An 18,403-nucleotide genomic window follows, 5' to 3' on the forward strand; every position below is an offset into this window, starting at 1 on the left:
AATGCACATCCTAGTTTCTGTAGTCATCATAGTAAGCGTCATGGCCTATTTCTTTTACGCTTCTTACAGCATCCGTGCCTGTATTTACATGTGTGTCTTCTGTTGCAAGAAAACCGAAGAGAAAATCATAGCCATCACTTTTGATGACGGGCCCGATCCGATACAGACTCCCAAAGTGCTGAAAGTGTTAAGAGAAAAACACATACCGGCCTGCTTTTTTTGCATCGGAAACAAGATAAAAGGCAATGAAGAGCTGCTCCGGCAAATCATCAAAGAAGGACATCGTATCGGGAATCATTCCTTCTCCCATTCCGGCTATTTTCCTCTCTATACCTTCAAACGGATGTGCCATGATTTAATTACCTGCCAGCAAGAATTGGAAAAAGTGACCGGCCAACCGGTCCTATGGTTCCGGCCGCCTTTCGGAGTGACTAATCCTACCCTGGCTAAAGCAGTGCGCAGGCTGGGATACATCCCCATTGGTTGGAACATCCGCACACTGGACACTCAGCAACCCACTCCTGAAAAAATTATCAAACGCATCAAGAAACGGCTCGTTCCGGGCTCCATCCTTCTGCTACATGACCGGATGCCCGATAGTGACAGGCTGCTGGTACAAGTTCTGGACTTTATAGAAAAAGAGGGGTATACGGTAGTAACATTAGACAGGCTGATAAAGGACATGACAAAATAAATTTCTTCTATATTTTCAACAGCAACATCACCAAGTTCCAAAAACGAGACCCAGTTCACACCTCATGATCAAACTGATAAAAAGATAACTTCGTCTTACGTAAAACATAAAATTCTTCCGCCACTTCATTCCACTCATTACCAACAACTTGCCGTGTAAAAAAGTCTGTAATACCCCCAAACCGGTATGTAAGCGATGGAGTGGAACATTCACCCGTTATTTGCAAAAGAAGCGTAGATATCAGATTAAATCTGACAGGATATGCTGTACTTTCGTTCAACTTAATAGGATGTCAGTGTGTAAACTTCCGATATATACTGTTGCTTCACCAGTGTGAAACGGTAGTTTCACACTGGTGACAACAGCTCTTCACACAGGTGAAAACCCATCTTCACCTAAGTGAAAATCATATCCTACCGTTCTCCTTGCAAGAATTCCAACAGACCTTCATCCTGCATAATGACGCTTTCTGCCAAACTGACTCCGACAGGGAAAACGGATAAACCGTTTCGAGGGGGATACAGGAGGATTCGTCACTATAAATTATTGATTAACAATAATATGCCGTGATGAAAAATATTGCAACGCAGAAATATAACTTTTTTATTCATTATAATTGCCCATGTGAACGATTGTAGAAACAGGTAAAAATCGTAAATAGCTGGTAAAGGTATGAATGGTTTCTCAAAATATACTATCTTTGCTTCCCATTACAAACGGATAAACCTCTATAAAGTATGACCTACATGAAAATACTTTTGCTCTTGATGTTCTGTACAGTCCTGCCGATGCAAGCCCAACAGATGAAGAAACTTACTGATTTGAAAGATTTTGAAGCCCGTCTGCTGCAAGAGGCTAAAAATATAGAGTCCATCGAAAGTAATTTCACTCAGATAAAATATCTGGATGTATTCGATGAGAAAATAACCTCGAAAGGAACGTTCTATTATAAAAAGAGCAATAAGATATGCATGGACTACGCACAGCCCATGAACTACCTTATCGTGATCAACAACAACCAACTGAAAATAGTATCGGACGGAAAGAAAAGCATCATGGACCTTCACTCCAACAAGATGATGAACCAAATGCAGGATATGCTTACCGCCTGCATGGTGGGCGACCTGTCCAACATGTCGCCCGGCTATGCTTTGGAATATTTTGAAGACACCCATTACTATCTCATTCAAATCAAGCCCGTCAGCAAAGCGATACAGGCATATATCAACCAGATTCAAATTTATTTAGACAAAAAAGATATGTCTGTCCACAAACTACGTTTATCGGAAACCGCAACCAACTATACCGAATACGAATTCTCGGACAAGAAATTCAATTCTTTGAACGATGAGGCAAAGTTTACGATACGCTAGCTGGCTGCTGTTGCTGTTTATACTGCTCTCCTGCTCACACCGGGTGACGGGGGAAGCTACGGCACTGCCTCCCATCCTGCAGGCAGAAGCACAGTCGCAAAAGTACAACCTGCAACTGGATTTCATGAAACACCATTTCAGCGGAATGCTCATTGTCCGCCAAATGCCCGATAACGAAATCCGTATCCTGGGCTCTACCTACTTTGGCCTCAGCCTTTTTGACTTCTCCCTGCACCGCGACACCTTCATAGTGAACAGTTGCATGGAACCGATGAGGAAGAAAAAGATGCTGAAAATACTGGAAACTGATTTCAAAAATCTATTTCTAAAGAGTGAAAAAGCACGTATTAAAAAGAAAAGTAGTACTTTTGAGCAAAGAATCAGTGGCAAAGGATTTGGAAAGACGGTATTCACCTTGTCCGGCTTTGTAAACGGACAGGCGGAGAAAGTACAAATCAAGCATCCGCTGATACGGTTAAGAATCCAATTGGACAAACTGAACATAAACAACCCTTGAAATGCTGCTGGAGAACTTTTATAAAATCATTCATATAAAGGAAAGAGAAGACGGGAAACAGGAAATAGAGATAGAGCTGAATCCCGGCCATGTGCTCTATCAAGGTCATTTCCCCGGACAGCCGGTGGTTCCGGGCGTCTGTACCTTACAGATAATAAAAGAAAGTGCCGAACAGATCGCCAGCCAACCTTTGCAGTATGTACAGATTGCTTCTTCCAAGTTCCTGTCTGCCATCAATCCGCTTGAAACTCCACTACTGCAACTATTTATCCGACTAGAAAAAACGGAAGAGCATCTTTTCAAGTTGCAGGCAGAAGGCATTTGTAATGGAAAAGAATTTATCAAGTTGAAAGCGGTACTGATGGCAAGTAAGTATCAATGAAGCAAGTCCTTCTGTTAAATATCCATAATAGCAAGAACAATAAGTCCATTTATAGTTGTCAACACCCATTAAACATCTTATATTCAGACAATTATAAATATGACACCTATGAAAACAAAATTCACAATGATTATGGCTGTTATTGCAACATTTGCAATAAGCTTGAACCTCCACTCTTCTAATGAGGAAGTAGTGTTTGGAGCACCTGCCGTGCAAATGCCACGAGGGGGTCCAAAGTACTGTGCTTTCGAAGCTGAATGGGAAAATTGCAAAATGGCTGCTACAGGCACTGTGTGTATCAGTGAAGATGGTAAATGCGGCACCGGAGTAGAGGTAGGTGCCCCCGGTGAAGGTTCAGGAGAAGGTGGGAATCATGGTGCTCCTACCAATTAACAACCAACAATTTATGTGGCCGGTTAGAAATCCGGTCACATAAATTACAAATATCATAAAACCGAAAATATTATGAATCGAACACTCCTTTTTATATCACTCTTTTCTATATTTACCCTCGTATCTTGCCAGTCCTCCCCAAAAAACGAAGCTGGCAAACAGAACGAAGTAGAACTGGTAGCAGAAAAACAGCTGGCTTTCCCTTTAGACGAACAGACCTATTACTTAAGCAAATCCATGTTCCAATTCGAAGAAAACGGGAAAGAATACCTTCACTTTGAGAATACACAAAAATCATTATATGACATTGTCATTTTTGATATAGAGAATCAACAGATAGCCAAACGGATACCTCTTCACAAGACAGGTCCCAACGGGCTACCAGCTGTATTCGGCAGTAGACCTTCCCCCGATTCTCAATATATATTAGTTGCACAGAATAATATCAGTCGGCTCAGTTCCATAAACTCTCAAGGGGAAATAATACGAAACTATAATTTCCAAACTCCTGAAGGCAGATTTACACCCTTGTCTTTTGGCAGTTACTACAATGCACCTGCTTTTATCAAAGACTCATGCATATTTCTACGCCAAGAAATTTTAAAACCCGATATGAAAAAGGAAGACTGGCCTAGAACCCATATGTTCGCCTCACAGGATCTGAGAACAGGAGAAGTTAAATGGATTCCTATTTTCTATCCACCCATCTTTAAAGAGGAATATGACAATATCGCAGGAGGATACGGTTTTAGTTATGATTACAACTACAAAGAGAGCCGTTTGGTCTGTGGATTTTTCGGATATGACAGCCTGATGGTTACAGATGACTTGAAACATATCCGATGGTATAACGCCAAAAGCAGATATCTGAAAAGCATGAAGCCCAAACTGGGTAATTCTATGGAAGGCATTAATGCTATTATAAAACTCAATGAAAATCCTAGATATTGGCATATCATGTATGACAAATACCGCAATGTGTACTACCGTTTTGCCGAAATGCCTTACAAACTGGCTCCCAACGAAAGCCCCTATGAAACGCCCAAAGGAAAGGAGTTCTCCGTCATTGTACTGAACGCGGATTTTGAAATCATCGGAGAAACAAAATTCCCCGGAAAGAAATATTTCTATAAAATGAGTTTTGTGGGAAGGGAAGGACTGTATATATCCGAGAACAATCTGGAAAATCCGCAATTCGACGAGAACAAGTTGGTGTTTACCTGCTTTAAAATTAAAAATGCATCTCCAAATAAATAATTAACGCCAGAATGCCCGCATCCGAAAATATACTATCTTTGTCACCCATTAGAAACCACATAAGTTCAGGTACGAAAACATTCATCCCAAACGTATCTGAATAGTTTGACTGAAAAACAAGATGAGTACAAACACAACATCGGTTTGGCGGAAGAAACTAAAGGAACTGGAGATTGTCGTCGTTATTCCCACCTACAACAACGGGAAGACACTGGCGGCAGTCATTGAGGAGGTATGCAGGTATGCAGACGATATCATTGTCGTCAATGACGGCTCTACGGATGATACGACCAACATTCTGGAACAATATCCGGCTATCCGCACCATTACCCATCCTGTCAATAAAGGAAAAGGAACCGCTTTGAAGCACGGTCTTTCCCAAGCAAAAAAAGAGGGTTTCCGCTATGCCATCACCATCGATTCGGACGGACAGCATTTCGCTTCCGATATTCCCTGTTTTATCGAAGCCATTGAAAAAGAGCCCGACACGCTGCTGGTAGGCGCCCGAAACTTAGCCTCCGACAATATGCCGGGCAAGAATACCTTTGCCAATAAATTCTCTAATTTCTGGTTCAGACTGGAAACCGGGCTGAAACTGGAAGATACACAATCGGGATACCGCCTTTACCCTCTGCGCAAAATGGATGTGCAAAGCTGCTGGTACACCGCCAAATACGAATTTGAGTTGGAAGCCATCGTCTTTGCCGCATGGGGAGATGTAGCGGTGAAGAACATTCCCATCCACGTGTATTATCCCCCGCAAGCAGAACGGGTATCCCATTTCCGGCCGTTCCGGGATTTTACCCGTATCAGTGTGCTGAACACGGTGCTGGTGCTGATTACCTGCCTTTGGATTGTTCCCCGTAACCTGCTCCGCAAACTGTCATGGAGCAACTGCAAGCGATTCTTCACCGACCATGTGCTGAATACACGGGAATCCAACCTGAAGATTGTACTCGCCATCATGCTGGGGATTTTTATGGGTATCGTTCCGTTATGGGGTTATCAGATGCTGATCACCCTCTTTCTTGCGCATCTGTTCAGACTGAATAAAGTGATTGCCCTTGTCGCCGCCAATATCAGTATTCCACCCATGATTCCCCTATTGCTGTACGGCAGTTACCGGACAGGCTGCATGGTACTGGGTAATCCTCCCGATTTGCATCTCGGAGACCTTTCTCTTGAAAATGTCAAATCAGTTTTAGAGCAATATTTAATAGGAAGCATTATCTTTGCAATGGCTTGCAGTCTGCTGTCTGGAGTAATCTCCACCGCGTTGCTGGCTATATGTAGGAGAAAAAACGGATATGACTAAATTCTTTGTTGGATTATATAACTATTTTGAAAGGCATAAAGTCTTGTTTTACCTGTCCCTCAGCGTATGCATCCTCTTTATGGCCCTTTTTGCCGCCCAAGTCAGATTCGAGGAAAACGTAACCAGTTTCTTTCCGGATACCAAGGACTCCCAAAATGCCATCAACGTATTTGAAAATCTGAAGATAAAGGATAAAATTATGATCATGCTGTCCGGCAAGGACGGTGTGGCGGATGCGGATTCCCTGATTGAAGCTGCCGAAACCATTAAACAGGATTTACAGCAACAAGCGGAAGGAACCCTGATTAAAGAGATCTTCTCAAAAGCCGACGAAAACCTGATCAACAGTGCCGGAGATTTTGTTTACGACAACCTGCCCCTGTTCCTTTCCGACGAGGACTACCAACGGCTGGACACCTTGCTTACCGCCGGAAACATTGCCGCCCTGATGCAGAAGAACTATTCCAACCTGATATCTCCGGCAGGATTCGCCCTGAAAAACTACCTTATGCGGGACCCGTTGGGACTGGGCAGCCAGACGCTGAAACACCTGCAAGACTTCCAGTTGGAAGCTAATTACGAACTGATCAATGAACATATCTTCTCACGGGACGGTTCCACCCTGCTGATGTTCATCACCCCGGTATTCAACACCGGAAGCACGGGCAAAAATGACAAACTCATCCGGCTGATTGAAGACGAGCTGCAAAAAGCGGAAAAGGAACATCCCCAATTGGTTGCCGAATATTTCGGAGGTCCTTCCGTAGGAGTGTACAATGCACGACAGATAAAGAAAGATACGCTGGTCACTTCTTCCATCGCGCTGATTATCATCATTGTCTTCATATCTCTGGTATTCAAGCATAAGAAATCCATTCCGCTTATCATCACCCCGGTGCTGTTCGGAGCTTTATTCGCCTTATGCCTCATCTACTTTATCAAAGGCGGCATTTCAGCCATTGCCGTAGGTGCGGGCTCCGCCGTAATGGGCATTGCCTTGAGCTACTCCATACACATGCTGGCGCATCAGAATCATGTATCATCGGTACAACAATTAATCAGAGAAATCGCCTATCCGCTTACCATAGGCAGTTTTACTACCATCGGCGCCTTTTTCGGCCTCCTCTTTACCAGTTCCAACCTGTTACGGGATTTCGGTCTGTTCGCCTCGCTTGCCTTGATAGGAACCACGCTGTTTTGCCTGGTCTATCTGCCGCATTTCCTGAAAGGGCAGGCGCATGTAAAACAAGGGGCGGTGCTACGCTTTATCGAGAAACTGAACGCTTATCCATACGAAAAGAACAAAGGCTTGGTAGGGGGCATTCTCGTGCTGACCATAATATGTTTATTCACCTCGCAGAACGTGCGTTTCAACGAGGATATGATGAGTCTGAACTATGAGCCTGCCCACTTGAAACAATCGGAAAACAAGCTGGCCGAACTCTTTGACAAGAAAGAAAAGACTGTTCTCTTTGTCAGTACAGGCAAAGATATGGGAGACGCTACCGGACAATACGCCGAAACGAACCGGCTGCTCGCCCAACTGAAAGAAGAAGGAAAAATAAAAGATTACGCCTCTGCCGGACAGTTTCTGATACCGGAAGAGGTGCAGGAAGCACGGTTGAAACAATGGCACAACTACTGGACTCCGGAAAAGAAAGCCCGGTTACGCGAAACCATCCGGACAAAGGCTGCCCGTTATCATTTCCGTGAACATGCATTCGAGCCGTTTTTCCAATGGCTCGACCGTCCGTTCCAGCCTTTGGACTACCAGAATGAAATCACTACCCGGCTTCTGAACGAATGGCAGACTTCCGCCGATTCCCTGACCATGCTGATTACTCAGGTACGGATGAACGAAACCGACAAGGAAGCGGTGTACCCCCTTTTCCAACCAAAAGAGAAGGTGGTTATCTTCGACCGCGGCTATTTCGCCAACCAATGGGTATCAGCCGTCAATCAGGATTTCTATCTGATTCTTTATATCTCCTCTTTTCTGATTTTCTTTGCCTTATGGATCTCCTACGGACGCATAGAACTGACCCTGATGAGTTTCCTGCCGATGTTGGTCAGCTGGATTATCATTGTGGGGTTAATGGGCATGCTGGGTATTGAATTCAATATCATCAACATCATTCTATCCACCTTTATTTTTGGAATCGGGGATGATTTCAGCATTTTCATTATGGACGGATTGCAGAATAAGTACCGCACAGGACGGCAGTTGCTGAACTCGCACAAAACAGCCATCTTCTTCTCCGCTTTCACCACCGTGATAGGTATGGGTACGTTGGTCTTCGCACGCCATCCGGCATTGCAGTCCATTTCCCTCATCTCCATTTTGGGAATGATTGCCGTCGTACTGGTGGCCTACACGCTGCAACCCATCCTTTTCCGGTTCTTCATCACAGCACCCGCTTCCAAAGGGTTGCCTCCTTATACATTGACAGGACTGGCAAGAACCGGCGGCTTGTTCCTGCTGTTCTTTATCGGATGCCTGTTCCTGCGCTTGCTAATAGCTGTCATGACCTTGCTTCCTATCCGCAAAGCCTATAAGAAACAAGTACTTTGCCAACTGATACATGTCACCTGCAAAGGCCTGATCCATATAGCCACATTTGTACATAAAGAAAAGATGAACCGGACAGGAGAAACGTTTAAAAAGCCTGCCATCCTGATAGCCAATCATCAGTCTTTCATCGATATACTGGTATTATTGGCACTGACTCCCAAACTGGTCATGGTTACCAATCACTGGGTATGGCACTCTCCTTTCTTCGGAGCCATTATCCGCTATGCCGATTTCTATTACGTAGGAGACGGTTACGAGCTTTACATGGAACGGATGCGCCAAAAGGTGAAAGAAGGATATTCCATCGCCATTTTCCCCGAAGGAACACGTACCTACGACGGACGGATGAAGCGTTTCCATAAAGGAGCTTTCTATCTGTCGGAAAAACTGCAACTGGATATCATTCCGGTCATCCTTTACGGCAACTGCAAGATCATAGCCAAGGCACAGCCGTTCAATGTACGGAAAGGCATCATGCTGACAGAGATTCTACCGCGTATCCCAGCCAACGATGCTACGTACGGAACCACTTATCAGGAACGTACCAAAAACATCTCCGCGCGGATGAAAAAAGAATATGCCCGTATCTGTCGGGAACAAAGCACAACGGACAATCCCGTCTTCTACGAAAATCTGGTACAGAACTATATCTATAAAGGACCGGTAGAGGAATGGTACATACGCATCAAGGTGAAAATGGAGGATAACTACCGGTTATTCAACCGGCTGGTTCCCGTCAAAGGACAGATTACTGATATCGGCTGCGGATTCGGACCGCTTTGCTATATGCTTTCCCAACTTTCCGAGGAACGGGAAATAACGGGGATAGATTATGATGAGGACAAAATAGCCGTGGCGCAGTATGGCTGGCTCCGCACTCCCCGCCTACAATTTGTATGCGCCAATGCATTGGAATACCCTTTGCCGGAAAGTGACGCATTCATACTGAATGATATCCTGCATTATATGAGCTATGAGCACCAGCGGACCTTATTGCTCAGATGCATGAAGCGGTTGCGCCCGGAAGGAAAGCTGATTGTGCGGGACGGCAATGCCGCCAACACCCGGAAACACCGCCTCACCCGTTTCACGGAACTGCTGTCTACCGGCATTTTCAGTTTCAACAAGACGACAGAACAACTTTGTTTCACATCCGAAGCGCAAATAAGGAGCATCGCGCAAGAAGGTGGGATGCAGCTGGAGATTTTACCTAATGACAGATATACCTCGAATACGATTTATATCTTCCAAAAAAACAAACCGGAGCATGAGTAAGTACGATATCATCATCATAGGCAGCGGACTGGGCGGTCTGGAATGCGGAGCCATCTTAAGCAAAGAGGGCTACCACGTCTGTGTGCTGGAGAAGAATGAACTGTTTGGCGGCTGCTTCCAGACTTATCAACGCAGCGGGCACCGGATGGATACCGGCATTCACTATATCGGCAGTCTGGATGAAGGACAAATCATGAATCAGTATTTCCGTTATTTCGGTATCATGGACAAGTTATCCATCAAACGGATGGATGAAGAAGTGTTCGACCGGATTTATTATAAAGACGCTATCTATGATTACGCCATGGGGCATGAACGGTTCATGGAAACCCTGTGCCACTCATTCCCCCATGAACGGGAGAACTTAAAACGGTATGTGGCAGCTATCCGATCGGTGGGAAACCTGATCAGCACAGACCACCTGAAAAAAGGCCGCCTGTCCCAAGAAGGCATGGATTTCTTTGCCACCTCAGCAGCCGGGATGATAGCATCCGTTACCACGAACAGGGATTTACAGAATGTACTTGCCGCAACCTCCCTGCTCTATGGCGGGATCAAAAATAAATCCACCTTCTATGAGCACGCCATGATTAACAACTCTTATCTGGAGAGCGCCTATCGTTTCACGGAAGGAAGTATGCAAGTCAGTCTGGAATTAATCCATATCATACGTGCCAACGGCGGCACGGTGCTGAACCGGAAAGAAGTGACCCGTATCCTTGTCAAGGATGAAGTCATACAAGGAGTGGAAGTGAACCATGAAGAGATACTGGAAAGTACCTACGTCATATCCAACCTGCATCCGCAACTCACCTTATCCCTGCTGGATAAGAACCATTCCATCAAACCGGCTTTTGTGTCTCGCATCAAGTCACTGGAAAACAGTTACGGGATATTCACGCTGAATCTGATGATGAAAAAAGACTGTTGCCCCTATCAGAACCATAATATATACCTGCACGGCAATGAGGATGTATGGTATGACAAAGAGATGCACAAAGGGAATACCCCCTGTTGCATGATCTCCATGCAAGTACCCCGCGGCAACAGCAAATTCACAGAGGTGGTTTCCATACTGACCCCCATGTATATGGATGAGGTCAGCAAATGGACGGATACGACCCCCGAACACCGTGGCGAGGCATACCGCCAGTTCAAAGAAGAAAAGACGGAACAGATCTTGCAGCTCCTGAGGCGGTTCGGATTTCACTGGAATCATTGCATTGAAAAGATCCATACCACGACTCCGCTGAGCTATCGGGACTATACCGGAACCATAGACGGTTCGGCATACGGCATTGTCAAAAACTACCAGTATCCGCAAATCAGTTTTGTTTCCACACGCACCAAACTGAAGAATCTGTTCCTCACGGGGCAGAATCTGAATGTACACGGCGCCTTGGGCGTGACGCTGACAGCCATGCTCACTTGTTCGGAATTTGTAGGTCAGGAATATTTAGCAAAGAAAGTAGGCAATGCATAAGATTCTGAAGAAAACCATAAAGTACGGGGCAGCTGTCCTGTTGACGCTGATAGCGGTGATCCTGACAGGAATCGGCTATCTCTATTTATCTGCCGATATGATGACTCCGCAATTCGCGTCTACCCCTGAAACGGATCGTGTGATACGGAAAGACAGTCTCCGGCAGTATGGCGGAAACTACCTGCGACACAGTGAGAGCGGACTTTGGGAACTGAAAGTCAGCGGACCTGCTTACGAAAGAGGCAAAGCCATCGGGCAACTGACTTCCGACTTACTTTATTTTCAGGAAAAAGTATTTGTGGATCAGATAAAAGAGATAGTCCCCTCTGAAAGTTATCTTAAATTCCTCCGTTTCTTCATTGTCCTTTTCAACCGGAATCTGGGGAAAAATGTGCCGGAAGAGTACCGGGACGAGATTTATGGCATCTCCCTCTCCTGCACCCATGAGTATGATTTCATCGGCACCCCCTACGAGCGTCAGTTGAATTACCACTCCGCTCACGACTTGGGACATGCCATGCAGGACTACATGCTGGTAGGATGCAGTTCATTTGCCTGCTGGGGTGAGAACAGTGCCGATTCTTCCCTTATCATCGGCCGTAATTTCGATTTCTACATGGGTGACGCCTTTGCACGCAACAAGCTCGTTTCGTTTTACCAACCCGAAAACGGATATCGCTTCGCATCCGTGGGATGGGCCGGAATGACCGGTGTCCTTTCCGGCATGAATGAAACGGGGCTGACTGTCACCATCAATGCCGCCAAATCGGATCTGCCTGCCGCATCCGCCACCCCTATTTCCATTCTGACCAGGGAAATATTGCAATATGCTTCTACCATTGAGGAAGCATACGCTATCGCCCGGAAACGGAAAACATTTGTCTCGGAGTCCATACTGGTGGGTTCGGCCAAGGACGGCAGAGCCGCAATTATCGAGAAATCGCCGGAGAAAATAGCCTTATTCACAGGAAACGGGCAGCAGATCATCTGTACCAACCACTACCAGTCGGAAACCTTCGGCCATGACAAACGGAACCTGGAAAACATAGAAACTTCGGACAGCCCCTACCGCTTTGCCCGCTTGCAGGAACTGCTGAAAGAAAACGCACCGATAGATGCCCCCAAAGCCGCCTCTATCCTGCGCAACCGGAAAGGAGTGGGAGAAGCGGAACTGGGCCTTGCCAATGAAATGGCCATCAACCAGTTCATCGCCCATCACTCCGTCATTTTCCAACCCGAGAAAAAACGGATGTGGGTATCCACCGCTCCCTGGCAATGCGGCAAGTACGTGGCATACGACCTGAACAGGATTTTCAGCGACTCCATCGATTTCAACCATGAAATCTATACCGAAAACCTGACAGTGCCTGCGGACTCCTTCCTGCAACAACAGGAATACCAACAGCTGATGACTTATAAAAGACTGGCTCCTGTACTACGGAAGCAGATTAAAAAGAAAGAACGGCTGGACGAACAGACCCTGCATGCCTTCCAACATGCCAACCCTCATTTCTTTTATGTGTACGAGTTGCTGGGAGATTACTATCATGCCACAGGACAGCAGGACAAAGCCCTGCGCAATTGGAAGAAAGCCCTCTTGCTTCCTATCCCCAAGCGAAGTGAATCAGAACGTATAGAACATAAAATAAACAACTAAAATGAATAAGAATCCGGAAATACAATTCCGCTCCCCTGAAGAAATCAAAGCCTATCAGGAAAGCAGGCTGGCTGAGGAACTGCTTTATTTGCAGAATCATTCACGATTCTACCAACATCTGTTCCAAGCATATCACATCGATATACAACAGATAAAAACCATAGAAGACTTGCAACAAATACCTGTCACGACCAAGACAGACCTGCAACTTCATAATGAAGATTTTATTTGCGTGAGCCGCGATGAGATTATTGACTATGTCACCACTTCGGGAACCTTGGGCGACCCCGTCACTTTCGTATTGACTTCCGAGGACCTTGACCGGCTGGCCTACAACGAATATCTGTCATTCACCACCACCGGATGCAGCAGACAGGATATACTACAACTGATGACCACCATAGACAGACGTTTCATGGCGGGCCTCGCCTACTATATGGGAGCCCGTGAGCTGGGCATGGGGGTAGCCCGTGTGGGAAACGGCATTCCCGAACTGCAATGGGACACTATCCGGCGCATCCATCCCACTTGCGGCATGGTAGTCCCTTCCTTTCTGATCAAACTGATTGAATTTGCCGAAAAGAACCATATTGATTACCATCACTGCTCCATGCAGAAATGTGTATGCATAGGCGAAGCACTCCGCAATCCCGATTTCACCCTGAACACACTGGGTAAACGGATACACGAGAAATGGGATTCCCTGCAACTTTACTCCACCTACGCATCTACCGAAATGCAATCCTCGTTTACCGAATGTAATGAATTTCACGGTGGCCACCTCCAGCCGGAACTGATTATCGTAGAGTTTCTGGATGATAACAACCAACCTGTAAAAGAAGGGGAAGCAGGCGAAGTGACCATTACGACTTTGGGAGTAAGAGGAATGCCGCTGCTCCGCTTCAAGACCGGAGATATCTGTTACCATTATACCGAACCTTGTGCCTGCGGACGTAACACCATCCGTCTCAGCTCCATACTGGGCCGTAAAGGACAAATGATAAAATATAAAGGTACGACCCTTTACCCACCCGCTTTATTCGATATTCTGGATAACATCCCCCATATCAAGAATTACATTGTAGAGGTTTATACCAATGAACTGGGAACGGATGAAATACTGATCCGCATCGGAAGTGAAAACCGCAGCGAAGCCTTCGCTAAAGAAATCAAAGACCTGTTCCGTTCCAAAGTACGGGTGGCTCCGAGTATCAATTTTGAATCGGCAGAGTATATCGCGAAAATACAAATGCCGCCCATGAGTCGAAAAATAGTTAAATTTATTGATTTGAGATAATATTTTTCTACCTTTGGCAGCAGCAAAACAACACTTAAAAAAGAACTAATATGAAACAGTTACTCGTTTTATTGTTCCTTGTAAGCAGCATGGCTTGCTTCGGGCAAAACAAAGACGCATTGAAAGACATCTCTTCCGTGACATTTTATGGCATAGACTTTACCCGTGCCAAAGTGTACGGAGCAAAAGAAGGACCCATGCAGTTCAAATATACTTTTGATGACATCAACAAGCTTTTCATCACTGAGCCGAAGAAGTATGATATTGGCAAAAGACTGGGTGTCAATGTAGAAGTAACCTCATTGGAGGCAGTAAACGATGCCAACAAGACCATCAATCCCGATGAGATCATGACGACCAACAGCGGATACACTCTGGATGAAAAACAGATAGAAGAAGTCATCAAGACACTTCCCATCCTCTCTCAAGAAGAAAAAACAGGATTGATTATGATTGCCATGCTTTTAAACAAGGCTGATGCAAGAGCGACCTATCAAATTGTATTCTTCAACACGAAAACCCGTGAGATTCTGTATAGTGCACCGACTAACGGCAAAGCACGCGGTTTCGGACTACGCAATTATTGGGCAGGTTCCGTACACAGCGCCATGAAGAAACTAGACTAACATATAATCCCGGTTCACTGTAGGGGTGAAATGCTCCCACCCGATACCACAAAATCAATGTATCCGGATGAACTCAATTCACCCCTACAGCTATAAACCTTTATTAATCAAACCCCTCTACGGTACCAGAATACTACCAGCCATTTCCTGATAAGGATAAGTAAACCAAAAGCAAGAGCCTTCTCCTTCTTCTGACTCCACACCGATAGTTCCACCCATCTGTTCCACCAGACTCTTACAAATAGACAAGCCAAGTCCCGTACCATGAACAAAACTGTTCAGTTTCACAAAACGGTCAAATACTGTTTTTATCTTATTCTTCGGGATTCCCATTCCTGTATCACGAACATAAAACCGCAGATACCCATCTGTCTGCCTATAATATCCTAACGTTATGCTGCCCGAAAAAGTGAACTTCAAAGCGTTATTAATGAAATTGGAAATGACTTGATTCAAACGATTCTTGTCTGCCCATACATGACATCCGGGCAAGCATTCTTCAAACACCAGCTCCACACCGGCCGGCACTTTCATGCGTAAAGAACGGATAATCTCACTGCAAAGCAGATTGACATCCGTATCACTCTTGACAAATTCAAAAGCTCCCGACTCCATCTTCGATAAATCAAGAATATCTGAAATAAGCTGAAGAAGCAACTCCGTATTCTCCTGTACAATAGCCATGTACTGCTTGCGGTCCTTCATATCTTCCGTTTCCGTTAAAAGGCTGGAAAACCCCACTATAGCATTCAGCGGAGTGCGGATCTCATGACTCATATTAGCCAGAAAAGCGGATTTCAAACGATCCAGCTCTTCCGCTTTATCTCTTGCCGCTATCAACTTCCGCTCCGTTTCTTTCAGTTCAGTTATGTCATAATTGACACAAACCATATCAATAATCCCGTCTTCCGGACGAAAATCGCGTACCATTACATTGACTCTTGTCCATGTATACGTGCCATCTTCACATAATATACGCACATCACGCCTCAGATGGCTGGCTTCCCGTATCAATACCTGATCAAAGAAGCGAAGCATCATCCTGCGATCATCCGGATGAAAATGAGAATGCACTTTGATAATCTCATTCAATGGAGTTCCTTCTTTCTCACCTACATTCCGATACCAGCTATTCACAGCATAGCCATCACATTTCAAGGCATTAAAATGGGCATATCCTACTTTGGCATAGTTACCAATCAATGTGAAAAACTCCTCAAAGTCCTGTATTTTGCTATATGCATTTGTTGTTTCCGTATTATCAATATTGATCAACAATATATTTATCAGATTGCCCAAAGCATCATAAAGTGGAGCGAATTTCGAGATCAAACTGATAGTACCGGTGCGAGAAGTAGAATAATAGCCGTCCAAACGGTCGAAATCATAATTAAACGACATATCAATAGGTGCTCCTGCTTTCAACTTATCTTTCAACCCCTGCGGCAGCAAAGGATTATCAAATAAATTCAATCCTATCACATCCTCCTTATGCCGGAGACCGAAGATTTCCATCTCCTTGTCATTCAAATCTGTCATAAACCCATCCTTATCATACAACTCGATACCAGCAGGAAGATTCTTATAAATATTCTGCAAATAAGCTTTTTCCAGCCGGGCTTCAGATTCAGAGCGTCTCAATTCCATACAAATACTGATAATATTACCCAAAGAGACAAACCATTGATAATCCTCATTGCACCAATTCCGGTGTTCACGCACCATATCCACCCCTATATACCCCCACACTCCGTCTTTTGAGTTCAAAGGCACCACCATAGTAGATTTCACTCCATATTCCTCTAATCTACGCTTATCCGCCCCGGCTGAATCAGGAAGCAAATTTAATGTAAAAAGAATGATAGGATTACCAGCCAATATCTGTCCTGTCCACCAAGAGGCATAATCAATAGAAGATTCCGACAATAAAACCTTACGTTCTTTTATACCCTCCACTGCTATTTCATAGGTACAGACTTCCGTATGCAATTTCCTGTCCAATTCAAAAATATAAGTACGATCTGCTTGAAATTGGCGCAATACCTCCTTTAAAATCTTATTGATAACCAAGGTAATATCATCAGAATGCAAAAAATCAAGCAATGACTTGGAAATGCCGTTCAAACGAGATAATAAAGAGTTCAACCGGTCTACCGTCTGCTCCTGCATATTCATCCGTTGCCGGGAAATACATTGCAACATACCCATGACGCGGACATGACCTTCTTTGGTAATACGCTTCTCACCGACCTTGGTACTGACCCACATCATCCCATATTTGGAATGTATCGGAAAAACCTGCTCATAAATCTCCATCATCCGGAAAGAGCGAAATTCCTCCAAAATACGCTCCCGATAATTCTCACAAATCAGATTCGCGAAATCTTTAGCAGAAATCTTATTCCCTTCTATTCCTAACAAATCGGCTACAAACTCAGAACAATAGTAAACTCCTTCATCAAAGTCCACCTCCCACCATCCTATGCGTGCCATTGATACAAGCTGCTGCAACCTTGCATCATTCTCTTGAATCTTCCCCATATACAAGCTACCTTTTAATTTATGCACCAAGATAATCATTATCTGTCAATACCAAATACTTAAACATGAAAAAATAAACACCGGCAATAAATAATCAATGCCCGAAATCTATTTTAACGCAGTTCACTTGCAAATAAACAGCGAACTGTGTATTTTCGTAAAAGAACTACATTACAAACCTTACAAATTCGTATAACCATGAAACGTAATATCCTATTATTAATAATTTTGACAGTCATATCCTTAGAAGCATCCGGACAAAAATATACGATTTATGTGGATGACTTCAATAGTGAGATCAAAATACCCAACAGGGCGATCAACCTGATTCGTCTCGCATTTATCGATGGTATCCGCAACACCAACCGCATCAATGTAGTGGACGCCGTTTCGGCTGGAAGTGATCTCAGTCTGAGCCCGCTGGAAGATGCACGCCGCTTCAGAGCAGAGTACCTGTTAAAAGGAAACCTGATACAAAGGGAAGCAACCGATGATGGAAGCTCTCACAGACGTTACCACAGCCGTGAGAACAGTTATAAAGAGAAATTCACCCTGCGCCTTGATTTAATACGGACCAGTGACGGAGTAACTATCAGCACACGCAATTATGAAGAGACAGGCTCAGCATCCGGTAAAGATGCCACCCAATATAGCGCTTTAGAGAATTCATTAATCAATGTGCCATACGAAATGGGACTTTTTGTAGAAAATCACTTCAAAGTATACGGTTCAATACTGAAAGTGGTATCTACCAAAAGAGACAAGGCAAAAACCATTTATATCAACCTGGGATATGATGATCCTATCAAAGAAGGATTACGCTTTGATGTAGTGGAAGATGGCATACTGGAAGGACATAATATAGAAACCAAAATCGGTGAAATACGGATTACCGAAATCATGGGACCGAAAATCTCTTTATGCAAAGTGAACAAAGGGGGTGAAACTATTCTTACTGCATTAAATGAAGGAAAGACCTTGAAACTTATTTCCAGACAGGCCAAACTGTTCGATGAATAAC

Annotated in this window: 14 protein-coding genes; 13 read left to right on the forward strand and 1 reads right to left on the reverse strand. The window is 44.6% G+C overall.

The genetic code is table 11. The features are described 5' to 3' along the window. Position 1 precedes the first annotated feature (1 nt). The 12 genes from BVU_RS05185 (at position 2) to BVU_RS05240 (ending at position 14,841) form a co-directional block, all read left to right on the forward strand. A complete protein-coding gene (locus BVU_RS05185; RefSeq protein WP_008666644.1) occupies positions 2-694 on the forward strand; it encodes a polysaccharide deacetylase family protein in 693 nt (230 codons plus the stop codon). Between the two features lie 737 nt (positions 695-1,431). Further along, positions 1,432-2,067 carry a LolA family protein gene (locus BVU_RS05190; protein WP_041174415.1) on the forward strand — a complete coding sequence of 212 codons (636 nt, stop codon included), beginning with the start codon at positions 1,432-1,434 and terminating at the stop codon, positions 2,065-2,067. Continuing rightward, the gene (locus tag BVU_RS05195) at positions 2,042-2,584 is read left to right on the forward strand and encodes a hypothetical protein (RefSeq protein ID WP_011965010.1); all 543 of its coding nucleotides are present in this window, start codon (positions 2,042-2,044) and stop codon (positions 2,582-2,584) included. Before BVU_RS05190 ends, BVU_RS05195 begins: the two co-directional genes overlap by 26 nt. Position 2,585: 1 nt before the next feature. Beyond that, positions 2,586-2,966, forward strand: coding sequence for a hydroxymyristoyl-ACP dehydratase (locus BVU_RS05200; protein WP_011965011.1), 381 nt, complete (start codon positions 2,586-2,588; stop codon positions 2,964-2,966). Between the two features lie 108 nt (positions 2,967-3,074). Next, positions 3,075-3,359, forward strand: coding sequence for a hypothetical protein (locus BVU_RS05205; protein WP_011965012.1), 285 nt, complete (start codon positions 3,075-3,077; stop codon positions 3,357-3,359). A gap of 72 nt (positions 3,360-3,431) precedes the next feature. After that, on the forward strand, positions 3,432-4,616 hold the full coding sequence (locus BVU_RS05210) for a DUF4221 domain-containing protein (RefSeq protein ID WP_011965013.1): 1,185 nt from the start codon (positions 3,432-3,434) through the stop codon (positions 4,614-4,616). A 121-nt stretch (positions 4,617-4,737) separates the two neighbouring features. Then, complete coding sequence (locus BVU_RS05215; protein ID WP_011965014.1) at positions 4,738-5,931, forward strand: DUF2062 domain-containing protein; 1,194 nt, start codon at positions 4,738-4,740, stop codon at positions 5,929-5,931. Further along, entirely contained in the window at positions 5,924-9,778 is a 3,855-nt protein-coding gene (locus BVU_RS05220) for a trifunctional MMPL family transporter/lysophospholipid acyltransferase/class I SAM-dependent methyltransferase (protein ID WP_011965015.1), read from the forward strand. The genes BVU_RS05215 and BVU_RS05220 overlap by 8 nt, the downstream gene beginning before the upstream one ends. Next, positions 9,771-11,261 (forward strand): phytoene desaturase family protein, encoded by a 1,491-nt coding sequence (locus tag BVU_RS05225; protein WP_011965016.1) that lies wholly within the window; start codon positions 9,771-9,773, stop codon positions 11,259-11,261. Before BVU_RS05220 ends, BVU_RS05225 begins: the two co-directional genes overlap by 8 nt. Then, the gene (locus BVU_RS05230) at positions 11,254-12,918 is read left to right on the forward strand and encodes a C45 family autoproteolytic acyltransferase/hydolase (RefSeq protein WP_005850163.1); all 1,665 of its coding nucleotides are present in this window, start codon (positions 11,254-11,256) and stop codon (positions 12,916-12,918) included. Before BVU_RS05225 ends, BVU_RS05230 begins: the two co-directional genes overlap by 8 nt. Before the next feature lies 1 nt (position 12,919). Further along, positions 12,920-14,215, forward strand: coding sequence for a phenylacetate--CoA ligase family protein (locus BVU_RS05235; RefSeq protein WP_008666626.1), 1,296 nt, complete (start codon positions 12,920-12,922; stop codon positions 14,213-14,215). Positions 14,216-14,265: 50 nt separating this feature from the next. Next, entirely contained in the window at positions 14,266-14,841 is a 576-nt protein-coding gene (locus BVU_RS05240) for a hypothetical protein (protein ID WP_005844307.1), read from the forward strand. A 117-nt stretch (positions 14,842-14,958) separates the two neighbouring features. On the opposite strand, the gene BVU_RS05245 is transcribed toward BVU_RS05240, so the two are convergent. After that, positions 14,959-17,382 carry an ATP-binding protein gene (locus BVU_RS05245; protein WP_011965017.1) on the reverse strand — a complete coding sequence of 808 codons (2,424 nt, stop codon included), beginning with the start codon at positions 17,380-17,382 and terminating at the stop codon, positions 14,959-14,961. Positions 17,383-17,580: 198 nt separating this feature from the next. On the opposite strand from BVU_RS05245, the gene BVU_RS05250 reads away from it, so the two are divergent. Then, a complete protein-coding gene (locus BVU_RS05250) occupies positions 17,581-18,402 on the forward strand; it encodes a hypothetical protein (protein WP_008666620.1) in 822 nt (273 codons plus the stop codon). Position 18,403 lies beyond the last annotated feature (1 nt).

This window comes from Phocaeicola vulgatus ATCC 8482 (assembly GCF_000012825.1).
Classification (GTDB): domain Bacteria; phylum Bacteroidota; class Bacteroidia; order Bacteroidales; family Bacteroidaceae; genus Phocaeicola; species Phocaeicola vulgatus.

Bases quoted from the DNA above. Each gene is read 5' to 3' on its own strand.
- BVU_RS05200 (WP_011965011.1), top strand. From the start codon at position 2,586: ATGCTGCTGGAGAACTTTTATAAAATCATTCATATAAAGGAAAGAGAA.
- BVU_RS05215 (WP_011965014.1), top strand. From the start codon at position 4,738: ATGAGTACAAACACAACATCGGTTTGGCGGAAGAAACTAAAGGAACTG.
- BVU_RS05185 (WP_008666644.1), top strand. From the start codon at position 2: ATGCACATCCTAGTTTCTGTAGTCATCATAGTAAGCGTCATGGCCTAT.
- BVU_RS05240 (WP_005844307.1), top strand. From the start codon at position 14,266: ATGAAACAGTTACTCGTTTTATTGTTCCTTGTAAGCAGCATGGCTTGC.
- BVU_RS05235 (WP_008666626.1), top strand. From the start codon at position 12,920: ATGAATAAGAATCCGGAAATACAATTCCGCTCCCCTGAAGAAATCAAA.
- BVU_RS05225 (WP_011965016.1), top strand. From the start codon at position 9,771: ATGAGTAAGTACGATATCATCATCATAGGCAGCGGACTGGGCGGTCTG.
- BVU_RS05230 (WP_005850163.1), top strand. From the start codon at position 11,254: ATGCATAAGATTCTGAAGAAAACCATAAAGTACGGGGCAGCTGTCCTG.
- BVU_RS05220 (WP_011965015.1), top strand. From the start codon at position 5,924: ATGACTAAATTCTTTGTTGGATTATATAACTATTTTGAAAGGCATAAA.
- BVU_RS05205 (WP_011965012.1), top strand. From the start codon at position 3,075: ATGAAAACAAAATTCACAATGATTATGGCTGTTATTGCAACATTTGCA.
- BVU_RS05245 (WP_011965017.1), bottom strand. From the start codon at position 17,382: ATGGGGAAGATTCAAGAGAATGATGCAAGGTTGCAGCAGCTTGTATCA.
- BVU_RS05190 (WP_041174415.1), top strand. From the start codon at position 1,432: ATGACCTACATGAAAATACTTTTGCTCTTGATGTTCTGTACAGTCCTG.
- BVU_RS05210 (WP_011965013.1), top strand. From the start codon at position 3,432: ATGAATCGAACACTCCTTTTTATATCACTCTTTTCTATATTTACCCTC.
- BVU_RS05250 (WP_008666620.1), top strand. From the start codon at position 17,581: ATGAAACGTAATATCCTATTATTAATAATTTTGACAGTCATATCCTTA.
- BVU_RS05195 (WP_011965010.1), top strand. From the start codon at position 2,042: ATGAGGCAAAGTTTACGATACGCTAGCTGGCTGCTGTTGCTGTTTATA.